21 protein-coding genes and 3 pseudogenes are annotated in these 22,890 nt (G+C 74.1%); 9 read left to right on the top strand and 15 right to left on the bottom strand.

Features of this window, described 5'->3' with window-relative positions; all coding sequences use genetic code 11:
• Positions 1-216 precede the first annotated feature (216 nt).
• The 3 genes from ABZ457_RS05115 to ABZ457_RS05125 form a co-directional block, all read right to left on the bottom strand.
• Complete coding sequence (locus tag ABZ457_RS05115) at positions 217-1,140, bottom strand: N-acetylneuraminate synthase family protein (protein WP_018847338.1); 924 nt, start codon at positions 1,138-1,140, stop codon at positions 217-219.
• A 51-nt stretch (positions 1,141-1,191) separates the two neighbouring features.
• Positions 1,192-2,418, bottom strand: coding sequence for an acylneuraminate cytidylyltransferase (locus ABZ457_RS05120; protein WP_359153993.1), 1,227 nt, complete (start codon positions 2,416-2,418; stop codon positions 1,192-1,194).
• Between the two features lie 250 nt (positions 2,419-2,668).
• A complete protein-coding gene (locus ABZ457_RS05125) occupies positions 2,669-4,060 on the bottom strand; it encodes a DUF6716 putative glycosyltransferase (protein WP_359153995.1) in 1,392 nt (463 codons plus the stop codon).
• 188 nt (positions 4,061-4,248) lie between these two features.
• On the opposite strand from ABZ457_RS05125, the gene ABZ457_RS05130 reads away from it, so the two are divergent.
• Both ABZ457_RS05130 and ABZ457_RS05135 read left to right on the top strand, forming a co-directional pair.
• Entirely contained in the window at positions 4,249-5,232 is a 984-nt protein-coding gene (locus ABZ457_RS05130; RefSeq protein WP_018847341.1) for a glycosyltransferase family 2 protein, read from the top strand.
• Positions 5,232-6,557 (top strand): polysialyltransferase family glycosyltransferase, encoded by a 1,326-nt coding sequence (locus ABZ457_RS05135; protein ID WP_359153998.1) that lies wholly within the window; start codon positions 5,232-5,234, stop codon positions 6,555-6,557. The genes ABZ457_RS05130 and ABZ457_RS05135 overlap by 1 nt, the downstream gene beginning before the upstream one ends.
• A 165-nt stretch (positions 6,558-6,722) precedes the next feature.
• Here ABZ457_RS05135 and leuE read toward each other — a convergent pair whose 3' ends face one another.
• Complete coding sequence (leuE, locus tag ABZ457_RS05140; RefSeq protein WP_359154000.1) at positions 6,723-7,388, bottom strand: leucine efflux protein LeuE; 666 nt, start codon at positions 7,386-7,388, stop codon at positions 6,723-6,725.
• A 247-nt stretch (positions 7,389-7,635) separates the two neighbouring features.
• On the opposite strand from leuE, the gene ABZ457_RS05145 reads away from it, so the two are divergent.
• The gene (locus tag ABZ457_RS05145) at positions 7,636-8,535 is read left to right on the top strand and encodes a L,D-transpeptidase family protein (protein ID WP_359154002.1); all 900 of its coding nucleotides are present in this window, start codon (positions 7,636-7,638) and stop codon (positions 8,533-8,535) included.
• Between the two features lie 353 nt (positions 8,536-8,888).
• Here ABZ457_RS05145 and ABZ457_RS05150 read toward each other — a convergent pair whose 3' ends face one another.
• Positions 8,889-9,977, bottom strand: a complete 1,089-nt coding sequence (locus ABZ457_RS05150) for a hypothetical protein (RefSeq protein ID WP_359154004.1) — start codon at positions 9,975-9,977, stop codon at positions 8,889-8,891.
• Positions 9,978-10,606: 629 nt separating this feature from the next.
• A pseudogene (locus ABZ457_RS05155) lies at positions 10,607-11,146 on the bottom strand (RNA polymerase sigma factor); the annotation flags it as partial.
• 590 nt (positions 11,147-11,736) lie between these two features.
• Between ABZ457_RS05155 and ABZ457_RS05160 the strand changes: the two are divergent.
• Positions 11,737-12,567: an SMI1/KNR4 family protein gene (locus tag ABZ457_RS05160; RefSeq protein ID WP_359154006.1), complete on the top strand. Its 831-nt coding sequence runs from the start codon at positions 11,737-11,739 to the stop codon at positions 12,565-12,567.
• Here the strand turns inward: ABZ457_RS05160 and ABZ457_RS05165 are convergent.
• Positions 12,492-13,064 carry an ATP-binding protein gene (locus tag ABZ457_RS05165; protein ID WP_359154008.1) on the bottom strand — a complete coding sequence of 191 codons (573 nt, stop codon included), beginning with the start codon at positions 13,062-13,064 and terminating at the stop codon, positions 12,492-12,494. The two genes, ABZ457_RS05160 and ABZ457_RS05165, sit on opposite strands and share 76 nt — an antisense overlap.
• The gene (locus ABZ457_RS05170) at positions 13,064-13,291 is read right to left on the bottom strand and encodes a hypothetical protein (protein ID WP_359154010.1); all 228 of its coding nucleotides are present in this window, start codon (positions 13,289-13,291) and stop codon (positions 13,064-13,066) included. The genes ABZ457_RS05165 and ABZ457_RS05170 overlap by 1 nt, the downstream gene beginning before the upstream one ends.
• Positions 13,292-13,406: 115 nt before the next feature.
• Here ABZ457_RS05170 and ABZ457_RS05175 point away from each other — a divergent pair, with 115 nt between their 5' ends.
• Positions 13,407-14,252 carry a helix-turn-helix transcriptional regulator gene (locus tag ABZ457_RS05175; RefSeq protein ID WP_359154012.1) on the top strand — a complete coding sequence of 282 codons (846 nt, stop codon included), beginning with the start codon at positions 13,407-13,409 and terminating at the stop codon, positions 14,250-14,252.
• Positions 14,239-14,520, top strand: coding sequence for a DUF397 domain-containing protein (locus ABZ457_RS05180; protein WP_359154014.1), 282 nt, complete (start codon positions 14,239-14,241; stop codon positions 14,518-14,520). The genes ABZ457_RS05175 and ABZ457_RS05180 overlap by 14 nt, the downstream gene beginning before the upstream one ends.
• A 9-nt stretch (positions 14,521-14,529) precedes the next feature.
• Here the strand turns inward: ABZ457_RS05180 and ABZ457_RS05185 are convergent, their stop codons facing one another.
• Complete coding sequence (locus ABZ457_RS05185; protein ID WP_359154016.1) at positions 14,530-15,381, bottom strand: helix-turn-helix transcriptional regulator; 852 nt, start codon at positions 15,379-15,381, stop codon at positions 14,530-14,532.
• Between the two features lie 15 nt (positions 15,382-15,396).
• A complete protein-coding gene (locus tag ABZ457_RS05190) occupies positions 15,397-16,155 on the bottom strand; it encodes a DUF6879 family protein (RefSeq protein WP_359154018.1) in 759 nt (252 codons plus the stop codon).
• A 159-nt stretch (positions 16,156-16,314) separates the two neighbouring features.
• On the opposite strand from ABZ457_RS05190, the pseudogene ABZ457_RS05195 reads away from it, so the two are divergent.
• Together ABZ457_RS05195 and ABZ457_RS05200 are read left to right on the top strand one after the other, a co-directional pair.
• Positions 16,315-16,593: pseudogene (locus ABZ457_RS05195) on the top strand (hypothetical protein); the annotation flags it as partial.
• Positions 16,594-16,640: 47 nt separating this feature from the next.
• Positions 16,641-17,290 (top strand): annotated as a pseudogene (locus ABZ457_RS05200) (class I SAM-dependent methyltransferase); the annotation flags it as partial.
• Between the two features lie 163 nt (positions 17,291-17,453).
• Here ABZ457_RS05200 and ABZ457_RS05205 read toward each other — a convergent pair.
• From ABZ457_RS05205 to ABZ457_RS05215, 3 genes are all read right to left on the bottom strand, one after another.
• Positions 17,454-17,975 (bottom strand): hypothetical protein, encoded by a 522-nt coding sequence (locus ABZ457_RS05205; protein WP_359154020.1) that lies wholly within the window; start codon positions 17,973-17,975, stop codon positions 17,454-17,456.
• 169 nt (positions 17,976-18,144) lie between these two features.
• Entirely contained in the window at positions 18,145-18,591 is a 447-nt protein-coding gene (locus tag ABZ457_RS05210; protein WP_359154022.1) for a peptidoglycan-binding domain-containing protein, read from the bottom strand.
• Positions 18,592-18,955: 364 nt separating this feature from the next.
• Positions 18,956-19,486: a hypothetical protein gene (locus ABZ457_RS05215; protein WP_359154024.1), complete on the bottom strand. Its 531-nt coding sequence runs from the start codon at positions 19,484-19,486 to the stop codon at positions 18,956-18,958.
• A 239-nt stretch (positions 19,487-19,725) separates the two neighbouring features.
• Here ABZ457_RS05215 and ABZ457_RS05220 point away from each other — a divergent pair, with 239 nt between their 5' ends.
• Positions 19,726-19,902, top strand: a complete 177-nt coding sequence (locus tag ABZ457_RS05220) for a hypothetical protein (RefSeq protein ID WP_359154026.1) — start codon at positions 19,726-19,728, stop codon at positions 19,900-19,902.
• A gap of 107 nt (positions 19,903-20,009) precedes the next feature.
• Here ABZ457_RS05220 and ABZ457_RS05225 read toward each other — a convergent pair whose 3' ends face one another.
• Positions 20,010-20,915 carry a DUF4328 domain-containing protein gene (locus ABZ457_RS05225; protein WP_359154028.1) on the bottom strand — a complete coding sequence of 302 codons (906 nt, stop codon included), beginning with the start codon at positions 20,913-20,915 and terminating at the stop codon, positions 20,010-20,012.
• A gap of 226 nt (positions 20,916-21,141) precedes the next feature.
• Entirely contained in the window at positions 21,142-22,827 is a 1,686-nt protein-coding gene (locus ABZ457_RS05230) for a glycoside hydrolase family 20 protein (RefSeq protein WP_359154030.1), read from the bottom strand.
• Positions 22,828-22,890 lie beyond the last annotated feature (63 nt).

Consider the following 22,890-nt stretch of genomic DNA (forward strand, 5'->3'; position numbering starts at 1 on the left):
CCTCGTGGTTCCTGGCTGGTGCTTCCGGGGGTCCGGGGGCCCGGGGGTGGCGTCCCGGGGTTCCCGGACAGGTCCGGGCAGGGGTCCCGGACGGGTCCGGGCGGGTGCCCGGACGGGTACGGGTGGGGTGCCCGGGTGGTCGCGGGCGGGGCCGGGACCACCCGGGGCGGGGTGCCGGGAGCGGACCGGCCGGGTCCGCCCGCGCGGCGGAGGCGGTCAGACCGCGGCCGGCTCACGGTCGCCCGCCTCGGCGACGACGCCCGCGACCCGGCGGAGCTTCTTCATCGGGCCCAGCTCGCTCTCGTAGACCTTCTTGACGCCGTCGCCGAGGGACTCCTCCACCACGCGGATGTCGCGGACGAGGCGGGCGAGGCCCTGCGGCTCGACGGAGGCGGCCTGGTCGGAGCCCCACATGGCGCGGTCCAGGGTGATGTGGCGCTCCACGAAGGCGGCGCCGAGGGCGACGGCGGCCAGGGTGGTCTGGAGGCCGGTCTCGTGGCCGGAGTAGCCGATGGGCACGTTCGGGTACTCGGCCTGGAGGGTGTGGATGACCCGCAGGTTCAGCTCCTGCGCCTTCGCCGGGTAGGTGGAGGTGGCGTGGCAGAGCAGGATGTTGTCGCTGCCCAGGACCTCGACCGCGTGCCGGATCTGCTTCGGCGTCGACATGCCGGTGGAGAGGATGATCGTGCGGCCGGTGGCGCGCAGGGCGCGCAGCAGCTCGTCGTCGGTGAGGGAGGCGGAGGCGACCTTGTGGGCGGGGACGTCGAACTTCTCCAGGAAGGCGACGGCCTCGGTGTCCCACGGGGAGGCGAACCAGTCGATGCCCCGCTCGCGGCAGTGGGCGTCGATGGCGCGGTACTCGTCCTCGCCGAACTCGACCCGGTGGCGGTAGTCGATGTAGGTCATCCGGCCCCAGGGGGTGTCGCGCTCGATGTCCCACTGGTCGCGCGGGGTGCAGATCTCCGGGGTGCGCTTCTGGAACTTGACCGCGTCGCAGCCGGCGTCGGCGGCGGCGTCGATCAGCTTGATGGCGTTGTCCAGGTCGCCGTTGTGGTTGATGCCGATCTCGCCGGTCACGTAGACGGGGTTGCCCGGGCCGGCGGTGCGGGTGCCGAGGGTGCGCAGGCGGGTGGTGCTCATGGGGATGGTTCCTTACCTGTGAGGAGGCGTCCGGAGGGACCGGGGGGTGGATCAGGGGACGGCCGGGAGGGCGTCCGGGGAGGCGGTGTCAGGAGTGGTGTCGGGCGTGGTGTCGAGGTGCGGGCCGAGGAGCCAGCCGGCGATCTCGCGGACCGCTCCCTCTCCGCCGGGGGTGGCCGTGACCGCGCGTGCGGCGGCCCGGACGGACCCGTGCGCGCTCGCGACGGCCACGGGCCAGCCGACGAGGTCGAAGCACGGGAGGTCGTTGACGTCGTTGCCGGCGTAGAGGACCCGCTCGGGGGCGAGGCCCTGCTCGTCGCACCACTGCTTGAGCGCGGCGTCCTTGCGGTCGATGCCGTGCAGGACGGGGATGCGCAGCTTGCGGGCGCGGGCGGCGACGACGGGGTTCTCCTCGGTGGAGAGGATCAGCAGCTTCAGCCCGGCGGCGCGCAGCCGGGCCACGCCGAGGCCGTCGCCGCGGTGCACGCCGACGAACTCGCGTCCGTCGGCGTCGATCAGGACCCGGTCGTCGGTCTGGGTGCCGTCGAAGTCGAGGACGACGGCGTCCACGTCGGCCCGGGTGGGCAGCGGGGCCGCGTCCAGCAGCGGGGCGAGGGCGCGGGCCCGGGCGAGGTCGTGCGGGTCGTCGACCTCCAGGACCCGGGCGGGGTCGGTGCGCACCAGGGCGGTGCGGCCGAAGAAGCGGTGCCCGGCGGCGCGGAAGCCGGCCGCGTCCATGGCGTAGGCGGCGCCGGTCTCCAGGAAGTCCCGGGGGCGGTCCTGGCGGCGGGGGCGGTGGGCGGAGTCGTGGTTGACCCCGGCGCCCGACGCGGAATCCGTGTCCTCGCGCCAGACGAAGCCGTGGAAGGGGGCGACGGTCACCGCGCTGTCCGCGCCGTCCCGGGCGACGGCGGCGGCGACGCCCCCCACGTCCTCGGGGGTGAGGAAGGGGCTGGTGCACTGGACGAGGAGGACCACGTCGACGGGGGCGCCGTGCGCGGCCTCGTGGGCGTCCATGGCGTGCAGGACGGCGGACTCGCTGGTGGCGGTGTCCCCGGCGATGGCCGGGGGCCGCGTGACCACCTCGGCGCCGGCCGCGCGGGCGGCGGCGGCGATGCCGGGGTCGTCGGTGGAGACGGCGACATGGGTGACCAGGGGCGCGTCCAGGCAGGCGCGTACGGCGCGGGCGACGAGGGGGCGGCCGGCGACGGGGGCGAGGTTCTTGGCGGGCACCCCCTTGGAACCGCCCCGGGCGGGGATCACGGCGAGGACGTTCATCGGGGCTCCGTAGGGACGACGGGGTGGGTCCGGGCGGCGCGACTCGGGCGCGGGGTGACGGCGGTGGTTCGCGTCGCCGGCCGGTGACGGACGGTGGCCGCGGGGCGAGGTGCCACCGGGGCCGGGCGCCCGGCGGCCGAACGGCGGCGCGCCACGGCCCGGAACACCGGCGCGGACGTCGGCGGGGCGGCCCGGAACACGGGCGCGGGCCCGGGCCGGCGGAGGCCGGGCTCCCCCGGCGCGGGGCGGGTCACAGCTCCCCCATGCGGCGGATCACCGGCGCCACCCGCTGGACGCCGTGCCGGTAGGCGCCCCGGGCCGCCTCGCGGACCGCGTCGCGCACCACCCGGCGGACGCCGGTCGGCGCCGCCTTCGGCGCGGCGCCGGAGAGCGGGGTGCCGTCGGGGGCCAGGTGGTGGCGGGCGAGCAGGGCGGGGAGGTAGCCGGGGGCGGTGGCCGGGGTGTACCAGGGCGCGAGGGCCGGCAGCCGGGGCGCGAGCAGCAGTTCGGCGACCCGGGTCCGGGCCTCGTCGAAGGCGTGCTCGTAGCCGCCGTCCGCCGCGACGCCCTGCCGGGCGAGCCATACGGGATCGGGCTCCGGGCGGTGCCCGCCGTCGAGCAGGTCCCAGGAGGCGAGCAGGCCCGAGCCGAGGAAGTGGTGGTTGCCGAGGACCTCGCGGACCCCGAGGTCGGTAAGGACGGCGGTCGGGATGCGCCGGTGCAGGGCTTCGAGGGCGGCCGTGGACGAGACGGTGACCAGCAGGTCGGTCCGGTCCAGGACCTCTCCCATGTTCCCGTACACCAGGCGGAAGTTGGGCGGGGTGCCGCCGGGGAGGCGTTCGGCGAGGCGCTGGTAGGGCAGCTCCTCCAGGTGGGTGGTGTGCTCGCCGGGCCGGGAGCGCAGCTTGAGCAGCACCTCGCGGTGCGGGTGGAGCCGGGCGTGCTCGACCAGGCGGCGCAGCAGATGGCCGCGGTCGGCCCGGGTCTCGGGCACGGAGGGCTGGGCGGCGAAGACGACGGTGTCCCGGCCCTCCTCGGGGGCGTAGGGCGCGCCGCCGAGGAAGGGCAGCGCGGCCTCGGTGACCGCGCCCGGGTCGGCGCCGACCCCTTCGTACACGGCGCGGAAACGCTCCGCGTCGTGGCGGGAGTTGGCGAGGACCACGTCCGCGCCGTGCCGCAGCAGCAGGCCGTCGGCGAGCTTCTCGTAGACGACGCCGACATAGCCGGTGACGACCACGGGCCGCCGGGCGGGGCCGTCCCCGGAAGCGGCGAGGGCCGGGGGGGCGTCACCGGACGCGCCCGGGGCCGCGAGGCCGTCACCGAAAGCGGCGGGGGCCGCGAGACCGTGCAGCATCGCCTGCACCCCGCCGCCGACGAGGGCGAGGACGACCACGTCGTACCCGCCCTCCCGTACCGCGCGCAGGAACTCCGCTCCGGTGACCTCCCGCAGCTCGTCCGCGCGGACACCCACCTCGGCGAGCTGGCGGGCGGTCGGGGTGGCCCGGCCGCGCAGCAGGAAACCGCTCAGCTCCACGGAGGTGCTGGGGGCGATCCGGCGGGCGGTGAGGGCGCCCCATTTCCACCGGGTGTCGGAGTCGGCGAGTACGGCGATCCGTACGGCCTCGCGATTGCGTGTTGGCACGTCCAGGACGCTAGGAAGGCATTCCGTTTCACGGCCCAACTCGACTGCAACAAAGGGTTAACAGAGCGCCTACGGAAGGAGCACCAGGGCAATTGCCCGGCGGGTTAACGGTCTCGATGCCGGCCGTTCATATTCCGTCCCGCCGGGCTTCAGCACGTATGACGGGCGGGCGTCCTAGCGTCGGCCGGGTGGTCAAGCTCTCCGTCATCGTGCCGTTCTACAACGTGCAGACATACGCGCCCGACACCCTGCGAAGCCTGCGGGCCAACGCCCGGGACGACTTCGAGTTCCTGCTGGTCGACGACTGCTCGACGGACGGGACGCCGGAGATCCTGCGGCAGGCGGAACGGGAGGTCCCCGGCGCGGTCCTGATCAGACACGAACGGAACGGCGGTCTGGCCACCGCGCGCAACACCGGTCTGGACGCGGCCCGCGGCGAGTACCTGGCCTTCCTGGACGGGGACGACTGGCTGGCCCCGGGGCACTTCGCCGGTCTGCTGGCCGCCATGGAGGACCTGGGCTGCGACTTCGTGCGCACCGACCATGTGCAGTGCACGGCGCGGGCCCGCACGGTGCACCGGGTGCCGGTCGGGCCGCGCGGCGAGGTGCTGCGCCCGCGCGACTGGATCCTCCCGGCGGACCGCTCGACCGGTGTGGACTACCCGTACGCCTGGGCCGGGATGTACCACCGGCGGCTGGTGGACCGGGGGCTGCTCCATTTCACGGACGGGCTGCGCACCGCGGAGGACCGGCCGTGGATCTGGCGGCTGCACCGGGACGCCGAATCCTTCGCGGTCGTCGGCCGGCTGGGCATTTTTTACCGGCGCGGGGTCGCGTCCTCGCTCACCCAGATCGGTGATGTCCGCCAGCTCGATTTCCTCCGCGCATTCGATCAGGTATTGGCGGAAACAGCGCAGGACCCGGAAGCGGAAAGGCTGTTGCCGAAAGCGGTGCGCACCTATTGCGCCGTCATCGCCCATCATCTGGGCGGCATCGGGCGGTTCGAACCGGCGGTCGCCAGAAAACTCCGCACCCTGAGCGCCGCCGCGCTGCGCTCGATGCCGCAGCCCGCCCTCCGGGAGGCCCTCGCCTCGATGGACGCGGACCGCGCCGCCCGGCTGCGGCGGGTGCGCCGCCGTCCGTCCGCCCGCACCACGGAGGCCGCGGCCTGATGTCCACGACCCAGATCTTCCTCGCGTCCTCCCTCTACGGCGCGGCCACGGTCGCCGCCGCGATCGACAGCGGCTGCTTCGAGGACGCGGACCGGCGGCTGCTGCTGGTCACCAACAACGCGGCCGTCCCCGAGACCGTGCCTGCCCTGGACACGATGCCCGGCTTCGGGCCGCTGCGGGAGCGGTTCGACGGGGTGGTCTCCTGGAACGAGGCCGTCTCCCCCTTCCACCCCTCCGCCTGGGCCCCGCGCGCCGACGACGTCCCGCTGTGGGAGCGCCATCTGCGCCGGCTGTGGGACCTCGGGGACGACCGGATCCATCTGGTCCTGGAATCCCTCCAGGTCGCCCCGGCGCTGACGGTGGGACAGCTCTTCCCGGACGCGTCGATCGACGTCTACGCGGACGGGCTGATGAGCTACGGCCCCACCCGCAACAAGATCGACCCGCTGGTCGGCGAACGGGTCCGGCGGCTGCTCCACCTCGACCTGGTGCCGGGGCTGCGGCCGCTGCTGCTGGGCGAGTTCGGGGTGGTCCCGGAGGTCGTGCCGGGTGGCGCGTTCCTGAAGGTGGTCGCCGAACTGTCGGACGCGCCGGCCGCCGGCGCCGTGGCGGACGCGCCCGGGGACGGGGAGCCCGGGCCCGTGCTGCTGCTGGGCCAGTACCTGGCCGCGCTCGGGATTCTGACGCCCGCGGAGGAAGAGGGGCTGCACCTGCGGATGCTGCGCGGGGTGGCGGCCCTGGGCCACCGGCGGGTGGTGCTCAAGCCGCATCCGACGGCCCCGCCCGCCTGGCACCGGGCCCTGGAGGCGGAGGCCCGCGCCCTGGGCGTCGAGCTGACCGTGGCCGGTGAGCCGGTGCTCGCTGAGGTGCTGCTGCGCAGGCTGCGGCCGTCGCTGGTGGTGAGCTGCTTCTCCACCGGGCTGTTCACGGCCGCCGCCTTCCACGGCGTCCCGGTGGCGCGGGTCGGCACGGAGCAGGTGCTCGCCCGGCTGACCCCGTACCGGAACAGCAACCGGGTGCCGCTGCTGCTGGCGGAGGCGCTGGTCCCGGACCTGGCGGCGGACGGGCCCGGGGCCGTCGCGGCGGCGGACGAGCGACTGACCGGGCTGCTCGACTCGGTGGCGTTCATGATGCAGCCGCAGGTCAGACGGGATCTGCGCCCGTCGGCGGAGCGCTTCCTGCGCACCGCGCGCCCGGCGGACCTCGCGGGGCACGCGACCCGCCGCCGTCTCACCGTCCTCGGCCTCCCGGGCGGGGTGCCGCTGCCCCGGAACGCGGCGGTGCGGGGCGTGGTGCGGCGGGCCCGGAAGTTGCGGCGGGGGTGACGCGGGGCCGACCCTCCGCCCCGATCGCGTCCACCGCGGCCGCGACGGCCTCGGTGGTGAACCGGATGCGCCGGGGGACGGAACGCCCGGCGGACCCGGCGCCCACCCCCGCCTGGCAGCCCGTGGCGGGCCCCGCGCCCAGTGGCCCCCGCGCCGGGGCACCGTCTAGGCGCTGCTGAGGGAGAGCTTCACCGCGAAGCCGAGGAACAGCGCGCCCGCCGCCGAGGTCGCCCCCGCCGAGAGGCGACGGCGGCGGCGGAACGCGGCGGCGAGACGGCTGCCGCTGAAGATCAGCATGGTCAGGTAGAGGAAGCTGCCGAGCTGGAGCAGCGCGCCGAGGACCACGAACGAGAGCGCCGGGTACGCGTACGACGGGTCGACGAACTGCACGAAGAAGGAGATCAGGAAGAGGATCGCCTTCGGGTTGAACAGGCTGATCACCAGCGCCCGGCGGTACGGGTTCTCCCGGGGCCCGGCCGCGGCACCCCGGGCCGGCTCCAATGCCTCCTCCGCGTTCGGCTCCCCGCGGGTGCGCCACATCGCGACCGCCGCGCGGAGCATCCCGACGGCCATCCAGGTCAGATAGCCCGCGCCCGCGTACTTGACGATCGTGAAGAGCAGCGGCGTGGTCTGGAGCAGGGACGCGGCGCCGAGCGCGGCCAGGGTCATCAGGATCGCGTCGCCGGTGAAGACCCCGGCGGCGGCCCGGTAGCCCGTGCGGGCGCCCTTGCGGGCGGCGACGGACAGCACATAGAGGGAGTTCGGCCCCGGCAGAAGGATGATGAGGACGAGGCCCACGAGGTAGGTCGGCAGATCGGTGACACCCAGCATGGGCGGAGTGTCGCACAGGAGTGCGACCCGGCGCCCGGGCGTTTCGGAGGGTGGGCGGTGACCTTCCGCGCCGCCCCCGGACCGCCCCCGCACCCGGCCGTCGCGTCGCCCCGCACGCGGCCTTCGCGCCGGTGTTCCCGCAGGCCGTGTCGTGCTCGTCCCCCAACCGTTACCCCCATGATGCCGGGGCCGTGCAACCCGGTCCGGCGGCTGTCTGTCTCTACGGGTACAGGTACGACAGGGGGGCATGATGCTCAGAAGGAACCTCACGGTCCGGACGCTGGCCGCCGCGGCCGCGCTGACCGTGGCCGCGGTGACGGCCGGCTGCGCGGGCGGCACGGCCAGGGACACGCTCGCCGCGGACGACGGCAAGCCCGGAGCGGCGAGCAGCGCGCCGGAGGCGACCGCGTCTCCTTCCGCGTCCTCCTCCCCCTCGGCCGCCGGCGAGCCCTCCGGCACCCCGAGCGCCTCCGCCTCTCCCACCCCGTCCGCGACCGCCTCCACGCCCCCGCCGAAGATCGTCATGGCACCCGGCGCGGAGGGCGAGCAGGTGCGCGAACTCCAGGCCCGGCTGGCCCAGATCGGCTGGTTCGACGACAAGCCGACGGGCTCCTACGGCCCGGTCACCACCACCGCCGTCAAGGGCTTCCAGGGCAAGCGCGGCCTGCCCGCCACCGGCAGCACGGACGAGGTCACCTGGCAGAAGCTGCTCGGCATGACGACGAAGCCGACCCGCGCGGAGCTGGACGGCAAGGACGTCGAGAAGCCGAAGGCGAAGCTGGACCCGCGCTGTATGGAGGGCCGGGTGATGTGCATCAGCAAGACCACCCGCACCCTGTCCTGGATGATCGACGGCAAGGTGCTGTCGACGATGGACGTCCGCTTCGGTTCGCAGTACACCCCCACCCGCGAGGGCGAGTTCAAGGTCGGCTGGAAGTCCCGGGACCATGTGTCGACGCTCTACGACACCCCGATGCCGTACGCGATGTTCTTCAGCGGCGGCCAGGCGGTCCACTACTCCTCCGACTTCGCCGCCCGCGGGTACAACGGCGCCTCGCACGGCTGTGTGAACGTCCGGGACAAGGCCGGGATCGCGGCGCTCTTCGACCAGGTGCGCACGGGCGACAAGGTCGTCGTCTACTGGTGAGACGCGGGGCCGGGGCCGGGCCCCGTACACCCGCCGCGTGCCGGTGATCCGGGGCGCGGCCGGGGCGCCGGTGATCCGGGGCGCGGCGCCGAGCTGCCCCCATCCTGGAGGCCGCTCGCGCGCATCTGGCCCCCGGCGGGCCGATCGGCCGATCGGCCGGGCGGGCGGCTCAGGAAGCGAGGAGAGGTTGAGAGGCGCGGGCGGGACCGGGGGAACGTGTCCCGCCCGCGCCGTGTGCGCTGAGCCGTAGGTACGGGGGGAACCCCGGCTCTTTCGCGCGGCCGATGACCAGTCGGCTCACTTCTTACTGCGCCGTAGCCCCGAAAAACGTCACACCCGGCGGAGCAGCCGCGTCACACAGGAAGAAGTCGCAGGTCAGAGGCTTGCGACAGGGTCATCGGCGACAGAGCCGCCTGCGGCAGCGGCGCCGGGGCCGTCTGCGGCAGGGACACCTGGGGCAGGGAGACCTGCGGCAGGCCGGGGAGCCCGCCGGCGCGGCCCGCGTCGCCGGAGTCGCCGCGTCCGTCCTCGTCACGGCCCTTGTCGTCGTCACGGCCGTCGTCGCCGTCCCAGTCGCCCGAGCCGCCGTCCCCGCCGCCGCTGTTGCCGCCGGAGCCGAATCCGCCACCCGAGCCGGTGGAACCGCTCGTGAGCAGGCGGTCGCAGAACCGTTTGATCCGCTCCGGGCCCTTGGCCCAGTCCTCCAGGCGCTGCTTGCGCTCGGGGGCCAGGCGCCCGCTGCGGTAGTCCTGGCACGCCTCGACCGCCTTCCGCCACCGGTCGGCGCCCTGATCGGGCCCGGTCCCGGGTGCGGAGGGGGTGGCGCGATCGCGGTCGTCCTCGCGTTCGGGGGGTGTCGTGGCGCCCGGCCGGGGCGTCTCCTCGTCGGGGCGACGGGTGTCCGGCGGCGGCGCGGGGGACGTGGTGACGGCCTCGGGGGGTGTGGTGACACCGCTCCCGGCCTCGCCGTCGGGGGACCGCGAGCTGAGCGGGTCGGGCGTGGCGGCGGCGGAGATCGAGGAGGCCGGGAGGGGGTGGTCGTCGCCGCGGAACGGGGACGGCAGCACGCCGGTGCCCGCCGCGACGGCGACCCCGCCGAGGGCGCAGCCCGCGAGGGCCGCGGCGAGCCCGAAACGAAGGGGTCCGCCGAAACGCACCCGGCGCACGCCGGGCGCGGGACGGGTGACGGTCACCGTGCCGAGGGAGTCGCCCGCGGGAGCGGCGCCATCCGCCCGGGTCTTGCGGAACGCGGCCAGGGCGGCGGCCTCGCCGGGGAGTTCACCGTCGTCGAGCCGGTACGCGGGCTCGGCGGCGCTCTCCAGGGCGGCGAGCAGACGGGCGGCCTCCAGGCGGGCGTGCTCGTCGGCGGCCTCGACCGGTACGCCGCGCAGCAGGTGCTCCGCCGCGTTCCCGTCAAGCCACTCGTAGCGCTCGTCCGCCATCACATGTCCTTCTGCGTACGCGCACGCGAATGCGTCACACCGGTGGAAGCGGCGGCTCCGCCGCTCCGGGCGCGTTGCGCAGGCAGTCCGTCCAGGTCCCGGCCGGGCGGATCGCCTCGGGTTCCGCTCCCGAGGTGGCCGCTGACCTGGTGTTTCATCCCGCCGGGCCGGGTGGCCCCGCCGGGCGTCCGCTGAACCGGACCGGGTGTCCGCTCAGGGGCCGGGGGCGTGGCGTCCCGCGGGCGGGCGGAGCTCGGGGGCACGGCGTCGCGCGGGGGCGCGGGGGCGGGCGCGCCGGCGGAGGCGTCGGGCACGGGAGTGGCGTCGGGGACGGGGGTGGTGGGCGCGGAGGCGTCGGGCGCGGGACCGGTCGCGGCGGGGCGCGTCACCGCGACGGGACCGGCGGGGCCTGCCGGACCGGCCGGGCCGCGGGTCTGGCGGGGGACACCGGGCGCGTCGGCGCCGGTGCCGCCGGGGCGGGGGCCCGGGTCGGGATCGGTGGCGGGGCCCTGGCCGCCGGCCGGGCCGTGGCCGTCACCCCGGTCCTGGTCGGGGTCCTGGCGGTGGTCCCGGGCGCGGTCGGCGACGGGCGCCGGGCCCGGCGCCGCCTCGGCCGTCCCCGCCTCGTCCAGCAGTTCCGCGAGCCGCTTCAGCCCCCGGTGCGCGGCGGTGCGCACGGCGCCGGGGCGCTTGCCGAGGGTCTGCGCGGCGCTCTTCGCGTCCAGCCCGACGACCACCCGCAGTACGACGGCCTCGGCCTGGTCCTGCGGGAGCCGGGCTATCAGGGCCATGGTCGAGCCGGTGCTGAGGGACTCCATCGCCTCGCCGGCGGTGTCGGAGTCGGCGGGGCGGCCCGTCAGCTCGGTCTCGTCGCCGCCGACGGCGGGCCTGCGCCCGCGCATCCGGATGTGGTCGAGGGCCCGGTTGCGGGCGATCCGGGCGGCCCAGCCGCGGAAGCGGTCCGCGTCGCCGCTGAACCGGTCGAGGTCACGCGCGATCTGGAGCCACGCCTCGGAGGCCACGTCCTCCGCGTCGGTGTCACCGACGAGCGTGCGCACATAGCCGATGAGCCGCGGATGCACGGCGCGGTACACGGTACGGAACGCGTCCTCGTCCCCGCCCTGAGCCGCGAGCACCGCGGCGGTCAGCTCCGCGTCGTCCCCCAGCACTACCTCAACCTGTCTGAATCGCGGCTGGTCACCACTGCCGCGCCACCCTGCGCGAACCAGCACGCTACGTCCTTTTCCGGGTGCCCGTCCATGCCTAGTACAACCCGCAACAACCTAACAACGCGGTCCTGTGTGACAGAAAACGCATGCACGGCGCTGAAGGGAGTACGGGGTGCCACTGCGACCCCGTTGCGAACGACGACCGGGGCCTCTCCTGTGGGGGGTGGCGGCCCCGGTCGTCCTTCATGATCGACACGGCGAGTGTTCTCGCCACCGCCCCGCGGTGTCCCGCCGGGCCCGAATCCGTAATGCATTCGATACCGGAATCCGCCGTTCATTGCTGACCGACGGATCAGTCGGACCACCATGGTCGCACGTGCGGCGGGTCCGCCGGGCGGCGGGCGTCGTCCCTGCGAGGGCCGGGGCGTTGCCCCTGCGGGGCCGGGCGTCCCGGGCCCGGCGGGCGGGCGGGCGTCCCGGGCCCGGGCGGGCGGGCGTCCCGGGCCCGGGCGGGCGGGCGCGGCTCCGAGGACAGGGCCGGGGGCCGGGGCCGGGGCCGGGGTGTCCGAGGCGCGGGCTACGTTCGCGCCATGACATCCGAGCCCGTCCCCCTCCCTCGCGACGCCGTCCGGCCCGACCCCCTCCCCTTCGACCTCGCCCGGTCGCTGTCCGAGGCGGTGTCCGGCGCCGCGTCCGGCGACCGCGCGGCCTGCTGGGACGCCGTCCGGGGCTTCGCCGCGCACTGGACGGACCGCCCCCTGGCCGAAGCCGACGGATCACCGGAGGCGGAACTCGCCGAGGCGGAACGCCGGCTCGGCCTGCGCCTGCCCGCCGCCCTCCGCGAGGCGTACGCGCTGCTGGGCCGCCGCAGCGACCTGACGGCCTTCCACAACCGCCTGCTCGCCCCGGCGGCGCTGCGCCTGGACGCGTCGGGCGAGGCGCTGGTGTTCCGCGAGGAGAACCAGGGTGTGGCGCACTGGGGCGTCCTCCTCACCGACCTGCGCGGCGCGGACGGCCCCGGTGGCGCGGACGGCCCCGGCGACCCGTGCGGCGGCCTCGCCGCGGACCCGCCCGTGCGGATGCGGGTCGACCTCGCCGACAAGCCGGCCGAGCGCTGGGAGCCGTGGTCGGACCGGACCTCACTCGCCCTCGTCGACCTGGTCCTGTTCGAGTCGCTGCACGGGCCGGAGGAGCTGTCCGACTGGCTCGACGGCCCGGAGCCGGAGACCGTCGCCGAGCTGGAGCGCCACGGCACGCTCCTCCCCCTCTCCGGCCTGCCCGCGGGCTCCGGCGCCCGCTGGTTCCTCTACGACGAGGTGCTGATCCGCGACGAGTCGGGCGTCGGCTACTGGGCCAGGTCCCGCGACGAGGCGGCGCTGGACCGGGTCCGGGAGGCGCTGGACGGGGAGTGGCTGTACTGACCCTCGGCCCGGGTCTCCGCCGCGATCTCCTCCGGTGCCTCCACCGGCCCGCGCCGGACTCGGTAGGCCGTGCCGCCGAGCACGAGCGCGTGCGTCGGGGCGGACCGGGTGGGCCCGTCGTCCGGCAGCCCCCCGTCCAGCTCGCACCACACGGTCTTGTCGGCGGGCCCCTGGTCCACGCCCCAGCGCAGGGCGACCGCGTCGAGCAGCGCGAGCCCCCGGCCGCCCTCCTCGTCCACGGTCGCGCCCGCGCGCAGGACGGGGAGCGCGCGGGGGTCGGGGTCCGTCACCTCCAGCCGCGTCCGCCTCTCGCCGGGGACCACCCGGACCGCGACGGGCACGCCCTCGCCCACGTGCCGCAGCACGTTCGTCACCAGCTCGGTCGCACACAACTGGAGGTCGTCGCAGGGCCCGCCGGCGTACGCCGCGAGGGTGCGCCGCACCTGGGCGACGGCCTCCGGGGTCGCGAGCAGCGCCATCGCCAGCGGCCCGCGCATCACGCGACTCCCTTGCGCAGCGCGGCGGTCAGCGCACGGGCGGTCGCGAGGTTGCAGTTGCCGAGCGCGAGCAGCGGGCGGACGGGGTGGCGGCCCGCGTAACTCGGCAGGTCGACGCGGAGCGACAGCAGGGTGATGCCGTGCGCGGCGAGCGCGTCCCGCAACTCGCCCGCGCAGACGTCGGCATCGTGGCCGGGGTCGAGATCGGGGCCGGTGGAGTCGTGCATGCGGGGGTCACCCTTCCTGTGCTTTCCGTGACGAACTCCTCACACAGTGGCGTCGGCCTGGCTACCGTGAAAGGGGTTTCGGCAACACGGCGCGAAGTGTGGAGGGCGGGCACCCATGGCCGCACGCAAGGAGATCGACGGCTCGGCGAGCGTCCCGGCCTTCTACGGCAAGGAGCTGCGCTACCGCCGCGAGCAGGCGGGCCTGACGCTCCAACAGGCGGTCGACGGCAGCTTCTACGGCGCGAGCTACCTGAGCGAGATCGAGCGCGCGACCCGCCGCATGCCGGCGGACCTGGCCCAGCACATGGACCGCCGCCTGAACACGGACGGCTTCTTCGAGCGGCGTTGCGAGGACGTGCGCAACGCCAAACAGGACGCGCACGCGGAGTACTTCGCACCGATCGCGGAGTCTGAGAAGCGTGCGGAGACCATCGAGGAGTGGGCCAACGCCCTGATCCCGGGCCTGTTGCAGACCGAGGACTACGCGCGGGCGGTCATCCACTCGACCCACCCGCTGGATCTACCCCACCAAGTCGATTTCAAGATCCGCAGCCGGGTGGAACGAGCGGAGCTGTTCGACGACCCCAAGAAGCCGGAGTACTGGGTGATCATGCACGAGTCCCTGCTCCGGGGCTCCTTGCTACCCCCGGCTCTCATGGCCGAGCAGTTGGATCGCATCACCGAGCTGGCCGCGCACCGGCGCATCGTTCCACAGATCCTCCCGTGGAACGCGGCGACCCAGCCTTTCATGCAGCTCTCGCTCAAGTTTCTGGACTTCGCCGACAAGCCGCCCCTGATGTACACCGAAGGCCCCTACCACGGCCAGACCTTCGACGATCCGACCGCTGTGCGTCAGTACCACAAGGCATACGATCGGCTGAGGGCCGCCGCGCTGTCTCCGGAGGCGTCCCTGGCCCAGATCGAGACCACAGCCGAGGACTACCGAAATGCCGCGCATTGACTTGAGCGCCGCCACGTGGCGCAAGTCCACCTACAGCAACGGCGACGGCGGCGACTGCCTCGAAGTGGGCGAGGGCTTCACCGGAGCCGCGCGGTGGCGCAAGTCGTCGCACAGCAACGGCGACGGCGGCGAGTGCGTCGAGGTCTGCGACGCCCACCCCGGCATCGTCCCGGTCCGCGACTCCAAGGTCCCCCACGGCCCGGTCCTCACCGTCACGGCCCCGGCCTGGACCGCGTTCGTCGGGCACCTGGTCTCCGACCCGGCGTGACCGCCGGGCTCACCGCGCGGCGACGGCCCTCCGCGCCGCGGTGATGAGGTTCTGCGCCCTGACCCCGTAGACGGCGGACTCGTGCAACGTCCGCCACACCCGCAGATGCGTGTCCACGCCGGGCTCGTCGTCGAGCCACAGCTCCGCGTGCCAGTTCTCGACGATCACCCGGCGGTCGTCGTATATCCAGAACGCGGTGGCCGGCGGGATCTTCAACGGTGCGGAGAAGGGGAGGATGCCGAGGTCCACTGTGTCCAGTCCGATGACGCCCGCCAGGCGGTCGAGCTGCGCGGCGAGCACCGACGGCGGGCAGATCAGGGCGTGCAGGGCCGCCTCCCACAGCACGAGGTGAAACCGTTTCGAGGAGTCGTACAGCGCCTCCTGCCGCTTCATCCGGGAGCGGACCGCCTCCTCGGTGTCCCGCGGTGAGCGTTGCAGCTCCGCGTAGCGCGTGAAGATCGACCGGGCGTAGTCCGGCGTCTGGAGGATGCCGAAAATCATCGACGCCTCCCAGCCGCGGAACACGGTCGCGTCGGAGTGTGCGCTCAGATGCACGTCCTGGACGGCCTTGTGCCCCGTGGCGAGCTGGCGTCGCCATGACCGGATGTGGGACTCGAAACCCTTCAGGCGCGCCAGCAGTTCATCGAGCGCCTCGGGTCTGCCGGTCGATTCCGCCCACTTGGCCAGGTCGTCGGGCGTGGCGGTCTGCCTGCCGTTCTCCAGCCTGCTGACCTTGGACTTGTTCCAGCCGTGGCGCTCGGCCAGTTCCGTACCGGTGAGACGGCCTCCGCGGGCGGATAGCCGGAGTTCACGCAGTCGAGCCCCGAGCGCCGCTCGCGCCTGCTGGTAGTCCGTGCTCACCGGTACGCACCTGCCTCAGTCCTCCTGTGCGGCCAGTCGTGCCGCGAACTCCTCGTACGGAAAGGCATGATGCAGTGCCGCGTCCCGCGCCGTCGCGTAGCGCAGGACCGCCGCGGGTTCCGTGATCAGCTCCACGCGGACGAGGTCGTCGGCGTCGTCGAAGTGGAGCAGGGCGACCAGGCGGGAGTCGAAGATCCAGAAGTCCTCCTCCGGGAGGCCCAGGCGGTCGGCGTCCTCCCGCCACAGGTTGTGGATCCGCTCACCGACGGCGCTGTTGCGGCGGGCGTTGTCGAGCAGGTAGCGCTGGCCGGGAGTGGGCGGGCGGTCCACGATCCGGACCCGCTCGAACCGCTTGCCGAGGGCCGTCTGCTCGCGCCGCTCCGCGCACCACTGCGCGTCCCGGCCTTCCCAGTCGACCGGTTCGCCCCGGCTGAACTGCGCATAGGTGGGTGTGAGTTCGTCGGAGGCGTACCGCCTGCGCGTCTCCAGACGCCAGGCCGTGTGCTCGAACCGTGTGAAGAGCCGGTCGAACTCGTCCAGTCCGATGATGCGGGGCACGCGGTTCACTTCCTTCGGGCCGAAGTCGACCAGCAGCTCGCGCGGAACCACGATGGGCACCTCGCCCTCGTTCAGGTGCCGGAGCCGGGCGATGTCGTCGGGGTCGGTGAGGGCGGGGCCGTGCACGATCACCTCGCCTGTGTCGAGGTCCTCGTGGATGGACGGGCATCCGTTGACTCCGCTGCCCGTTCCGTTGAATCGCAGCCGTCGGGCCATGAGCGTTTCCTTCCCTCGGTGGTCGCTCCCTCAAGCCTCCCTGCGGCCCGGACCCCGCACGCCGGAATCGGCCCGCCCGTTCGGCAACCTCGCACAACCCACCGGGCGGCGTGCGCAACTTCGCGCAACTCCGCTCGCACGGCCGGTTCCACGCTCCCTATGGAACGTCCGGACGTGCACCTCGGGGTCGGCAAGCTCGTCGACATCGGTGTGCACCAGCTGATCCTGGACACGCCCGTGTGGTGGGCCCTGTGCGACGTGTACAACGGAGGGCGCTACAAGCACCACGCGCCGTTCGTCGAGCGTCGCCGTGACGGCCTGTGCCTGCGCACGGCGGACTTCCTGAAGTCCCTCGGCTTCGCCGTCGACGCGGAACTGTGGGCGATCGACGGCACGGAGTGCTCGCCCTGCGACAACAAGGTCCCCGACAGCCACTGAACGGCCACCGCACCCGCCCTGCCCGGCCCCCACCGAAGGACAGCGCCTTGCCCGCACAGCACGACATCGCCGCGGAAGCGGACCTGTGGGACGCGTACGCCGCCTCCGCGTTCAAGGACAACGCGACGCCCGCCTTCTGCTGGACCAGTACGCCGGGCACGGGCCCGGCCCTGAACTGCTCGGCGATCCCCGGTCCGTGCTGGAGATCGGCTGCGGCACGGGCAGGGCGCTGGCCCACCTCGCCACCCGCGGGGTCGCCGCCCGCGGCGTCGATCTGTCCCCCGTCATGGTGGCGAAGACGACGCGCAAGTGGAACGCGACCGGGGCGGAGTTCGTGTGCGGCGAAGTGCTGGAGTACCTGGCCGGGCACGAGGAGACCTACGACGCGATCTACTCGGTCTTCGGGGCGGCCTGGTTCACCGACCCGGGCCGCCTCTTCCCGCTGGTGCGCCGGCGGCTCCGGCCCGGTGGCGTCTTCGTCTTCTCCCAGCCCCCGGCCATCCCCGGCGCGTACGGGCCGCAGGGGATGTACAAGGGCGGTTTCGCCGGCAAGGCGATGTTCACCTACCGCTACAGCTACCGTCCGGCCGTGTGGGCGCGACTTCTCACCAGGGCCGGGTTCACCGACGTCGAGGTGGACGTCCTCGCCGCTCCCGAGCCGGGTCACATCGGCACGTTGCTCGCGCGGGCGGTCGCGCCGCCGCAGGTAGTCGATCGCGATCGCACGCCGGAAGGCCCGTCACCCACGCCAGGAGGTCACGCGGGTACCTGAGTTGAAGCGGGTGACGGCGAGCGCGCCATCGGAATGGAGCCGGTCACCGAGCCGGGTATGCCCCGCCCAAGAAGAGCAGCCAGGCCGCTCAGCCCGCCGCCCGCGCCTGCCCGCCGCAGCTCAGGCCCGCGCGGTGGTGGGTGCCGCGGGTCGTGTAGGTGAGGCCCTTGCGGGAGGTCCGGCCGGCGAAACTGACGAACTCCGGCACGGTGACGCCGATATTGCTGCTGGGGCTGGCCGCGAAGAAGACCGCGAGGGGTAACAGGATGATCGACGCCGGGATGGCCAGGACCTGGAAGAGGATGCTGCCGCCGCCGAAGCCGATGATCCAGAACGACGCCACGACCGCCAGCAGCACCACGGCGGTGATCAGGGAGCGCGTCACCGGGGCCCGCCGCAGGCGCTTGGTCGTCTCCAGATCCTGGACGACGAAGACTCCCTGCCGCTTGCAGTGCCCGCACTCCAGGATCACGCGGGCCTCCCCCTGTGCGGGGCGTCCGACGAGGCAGGACGTCTCCCGGTAGCGGCCCCGGGTCAGGCCCGGTTCCTGGGAGAACTCCATCTGGTGCACCATCGTCAGCTTGATGGTCTCCGGCACGGTCCACGACATGACGCGCCCCCCTCCGGCCGTCCGCCGGACCCGGGTGGCCCGGCGCCGCCTCGGCCCGGTTGTAGTGATGCCCGGCAGGAGGGGCGCCGTACACGCGGAACGCGCCGGCGGGCGGCACGCGCCCGGTGGGGCACGTACCGCCCGTCGGCGGTCACGGATTCGGGCCCGCTCAGAGGCAGTTGGCGAACCGCTTGAACGCGGCCTGGGTGGCCGGGCCCGCGATGCCGTCGATGGCGCCGGTGTAGCCGAAGGCGCGCATGGAGCGCTGGAGCGCCTGCACCGTGCCGCTGCCGACGATTCCGTCGATCGCGCCGGTGTAGCCGTAGTGCCTCTTGAGGAAGCGCTGCATGGCCTTCCAGCTCTCGGTGCCGAGCTGTCCGTCGATGGCTCCGGTGTAGCCCCAGTTCGCCCGGAGCCCACGCTGGACCTTCTTCGCCTCCGTCGTCGTCAGGCCGAGGTTGACGACCGCGAGCGGGGCCAACTCCGCGCTCGCCGCCGGCTTCGCGGCCGGGGCGGGTGCGGCGACGGCGGCACCGGCTCCCGCCAGGGTCCCGGCGGCGAGTCCGGCGACGGCGGCCGCGCTGACGAGGGACCTCGTCAGGATGTTCGTTCGCATTCGGGTTCTCCGTTTTCCGTCAGGGGACGGCGGCCGACGCGGCCCTCGTGCGCGCTGGTCGGCGTCGGCACTGCCCTCGGTTACGGCGCAACTACCGCACGGCACGGGAGGGGTGGTCAACGCGGACGATCGCGTTCAGCGGGGCGGGCCTGTCGCCGCGACGGGCGCCCCGGCGGCCCCGGGGAAGCGCCCGTCCCGCTCGCATCGCACCCGGTGGACGGCGGTACCGGGGGCGTTGCCGGGACCTGGCGGAAGCAGATCCTCCGGGCCACCCCGCACCCGATGCAGGACGGCACGGCCCGTCAAGAGCCACGGCGCGAACGGTCAACTCGCCACATCTAATGCGGAGTTGAGGCGAGAAAGGTCAGCCGCGTACTGCCTGCCCCACCGCCCGCGCCCTGCGCGAGAGCGCCGCGCGGAGGACGCGGTTGCCCTCGGTGGAGACGTCGAGGGCGCGGCGCAGGCCCGCGCCGGTCGGGTCCTGGGCCGCGAGGTCCAGGACGCCGAGCTGGCGGCGGAGTTCGCCGTCGACCAGGGGGCCGGTCGCGCCGAGCGGGTCGACCTCGCGGTGGACGTCGGTGGCGAGCGCGGCGCAGAGGGCGGCCCAGTCGGCGAGGGGGCCGGCCGCCCAGTCGGACGGGGCCTCGTCGAGCATGCGGCGTACCAGCGCGGCGAGTTGGTCGCCCTGGGGCGCGTCCGGGAGGGCGGTGCGGGCGGTGGAGAGACGTTCCGCCCAGCCGTCGCCGCCCGCCGCGATGCCGGACCAGAGGGGGCGCAGGGGCTCGGAGTCGTCCGCGAGCAGCGGGAAGCAGCGCTCCAGACAGGCCAGGCCGCTCACCGCGAGCGCCCGCTCGCCCGCCGAGGCGATCAGTTCCGACAGGCTGCTCGACGTCATGCGGACGCCTCCCCTCACGGACGGGGCAAGCCACCCCCGCGCCCGCTGGCTCATTCTCGTCAGTCACTGGCTGAAACTCCGCCCTGACCCTACGGGAGCGGGGTGGGATTCCGCCATACCTCCGCGTCACGTTCTCACCACGGAGCATGACCTTGCATGCTTGCAGCGTGCTGACGGTGTGACACGGCTGCTTGCACCGCGACGATCTGCTCGTACGCGACCTGTCCGAGGAAGTCCTGATGGAGCCGAAGGTACGCACCACCCCCAACCCCCGCACCCCGTTGGACCAGGAGACCGCCGCCACCCCCTTGCCGGCAGAGGTGGTGGCTCGGGTCGAGAAGCGCGCCACGGCCCGGCTGTCGACCGGGGATGTGCTGGACGAGCTGCGCACCGGTCGGCGCCACCGCCACGAGTGATCGTGACCGCCGAGGGCAGCCGTGGCAGGGGGCGAAGTGCCGGGTTGAGGTTCAACGAGCGGACCGTGGCCGCGGGTGGCTGACACCGCGGCCCCGGTCCCGCCCTGCTACACCGCCGGAACCGGGCCCGCCGGACCCGGCGCGGTCGCCGCCGGGACCGGCGCCCCCGCGCCCGCCAAGGCCAGCGCCTTGGTGTGCTGCATCCGCGTCAGGCGGCGGACGAAGAGGATCGCCAGGACCGCCGCGAGGATGTCGACCGCGGTCGCGGCCATGACCGCGGTCGCCGCCGAGACGATCTGCTCGGGGGACTCCGCCTTGTCCCAGACGCGGTCGGCGTAGCGGGAGGCCAGCCAGGAGGCGACGAAGGCCGCCCACCACAGGTGCAGCAGGGTGCGGGGCTCGTGGTCGTCGGCCGCGTACGGGTCGGTGCGGCTGGCGCGCCAGGTCTGTATCGCGACGCCGCAGGGGATCCACAGCGCCGCGAACGGGATGAACCAGCCGCCGATCGCCCAGCCCGGACCCCGGGTGAAGCGGTCGGGCGCGAAGACGCCTCCGTTGCTGCGCACCCGGTGGAACCACACGATGAAGACCACCACGGAGGCGACGTACAGCAGGATCTGCGCCACCGTCGCCATCAGGAACAGGCTGTCGGCCAGTTCGGCGTCCCGGTCGGTGACCTCGGCGAAGGGCTGGTCGAGGAGGGACGCCATCAGCCGGCGGATGTTGTACGTGGCTCCGATCACCAGCACATCGGCGACGGCGACCAGCGCCAGCAGGATCACGACCGCGCGGCCGAGCCCCACCGGTGAGACGAGCGGGCGGTAGGGCGACGCGGGCGTGGGTGTCAGACCCGGCGTGGCCGTGAGCCCCGGCGTAGGCGTGAGACCCGGCGCGGGGACAGGGTCCAGCTCCGGGACGGGCTTCGGTTCCGGGACGACGGCCTTCGACAGGCGGTCGGAGCCGGGCTCCGGTTCCGGCGCGCCGGAACCGGACGCGGGCATGGGTGTGGACATGGGCGTACCCCCTGAGGACGTGGCAAGGCGCGGCGCCCCCGCTCTCCCCAAGCGGTGCGCGGCGCGGTAAGCGGCCGCGCACTCCGGCACGGCCGCCTGCGGAAGATACGCCCGGGTCGTGGTCCCCGTCCATTGCGAATCGGCCCGGGCCCGCCCGGTCGGACCAGGTCAGACCCGCCCGACCTCGACCCGGTCCAGGGCCGACCCTGGACCGGGCCCGCCCCCCTCACCCCGTCGCCCGGTCCGCCAGCGCGGTGAACTGCTCCCAGGTCTGCTGCGGCGGCCGCGGGTCCCACAGCTTCTGGGCGGTCGCCTGGAGGGGGCGGCGGATGCCGGCCGCGACCTGGGCCTGGGTCTGGGAGTCGGCCAGGTCGCACCAGATGGCGAAGCGGCCGCCGAGGATCTGGTCCGAGTAGCGGGCCGGGACCGGGTCGCTGCCGCGCAGGACCAGGGGGGTCCACTCCTCGTAGATACGCCGGCCGGTCGGGTAGACGAACTCGTTGGGCTCGCCGAGGACGTAGTAGAGGTACTCGTCGTTGAGGTTGACCACCTTGCGGCCCTCGGCCAGGTACTCCACGGGCGGGCGCATGCCGATCTCCTTGCCCGTCCAGTACTCGACCTCGATGTCCTTGGCCGCGGTGACGGTGCCCCCGGTGAAGAAGCCGTCGTTCCACGCCTTGGGGATCTTGCCCGCGTCCCGGACCACGGCCGCGCGGTCGTTCAGCCAGCCCTCGGCCAGGTCCTGGATGTCCGCGCCCGCGCCGTACTTCTCGCGGGCGGCGGTGGCGAGCTGCGGGTAGGAGGCGGCCGGGTCGCTCACGGTCAGGGCCTGGTACTCGTCGGCGCCGACGTGGAACCACCGCCCGCCGAACAGGGCCGTGTACTCGCGCAGCAGCTCGTCGATCAGCTCCGCGGACTGCGGCTTGGAGATGTCGATCGCGCCCTGCCGCGGCACACCCTGGACGTTGCGCAGCTGGAGCTGCGGGTACGCCCGCAGCACCGCGCCGAGGTGTCCGGGCGAGTCGATCTCGCCGAAGACGTCGATGTGCAGCCGCTCGGCCAGCGCCAGGATGCGGCGGATCTCCGCCTTGGTCAGATGGGGGTCGGTGACGATCTCCGGGTGCGTCTCGGACTCGATGCGCCACGCCTGGTCGTCGGAGAAGTGCAGGCCGAGCTGGTTGAGCTTGAGGTCGGCCATCTCGCGCAGCCGGTCCTCGATCCACTCGGCCGTGAAGTGCTTGCGCGCGATGTCGACGTTGAGTCCGCGCTGCGGGCGGTCGGGCCGGTCGCGGACCACGCCCTCCGGCATCGCGCCGCCGGTGCGCACCGCCTGCTTCAGGGTGCGGGTGCCGTAGAAGACGCCGGCCTGGTCGGGGCCGGTGATCCGGACCCGGCCGTCGCGGGTGGTGACGGTGTACGACTCGGCCGGGCCGCTCCCGGCGAGGGCCAGCTCCACATCACCGGCCCGGGCCGTGTTCACGCCCCGGTAGCCGAGGTCCAGCTCCTGGGCGATCAGCCGGCCCTCGTCGGCGAGCTGCTCGCTGCCTTTGGCGACGACGACGGCGGAGTCCGCCGCCTTCTTCCAGCCGGGCCCGCGCGCCGCCTCGTGCTCGCGTACGGCGGGGACGGTGGCGGGCGCCTGTGAGAGGGGGTGGCTGCGGGTGGGGCTGGGCGTCGGGGACGGGGTGGGCGCGGCCTCGTCCGGGGCGGCGGCGCTCTCGGGGCCGCCGGAGTCGTCCGCGTCGGAGCAGCCGGTGAGGGTGAGGGAGAAGGCGGCGAGGAGGGCGACCGCCGTGCCGCCCGTCCGCACCCACGGGTGCCGGCGGACGCGGACACGCCCGCGCCGCCCGGGTATGGGCCCGTCGGCTCCCTGCTCCGTGCCCCCGTCGTCGTTCCGTGAGCCCCAGATCATGACGTGACCTCCCAAAGGCGGCGAAAGCCGCACGTCGTACCCCCTCCAGCGTCCACCCTTCGC

The sequence above is a fragment of the Streptomyces sp. NPDC005805 genome, assembly GCF_040630445.1.
GTDB lineage: Bacteria > Actinomycetota > Actinomycetes > Streptomycetales > Streptomycetaceae > Streptomyces.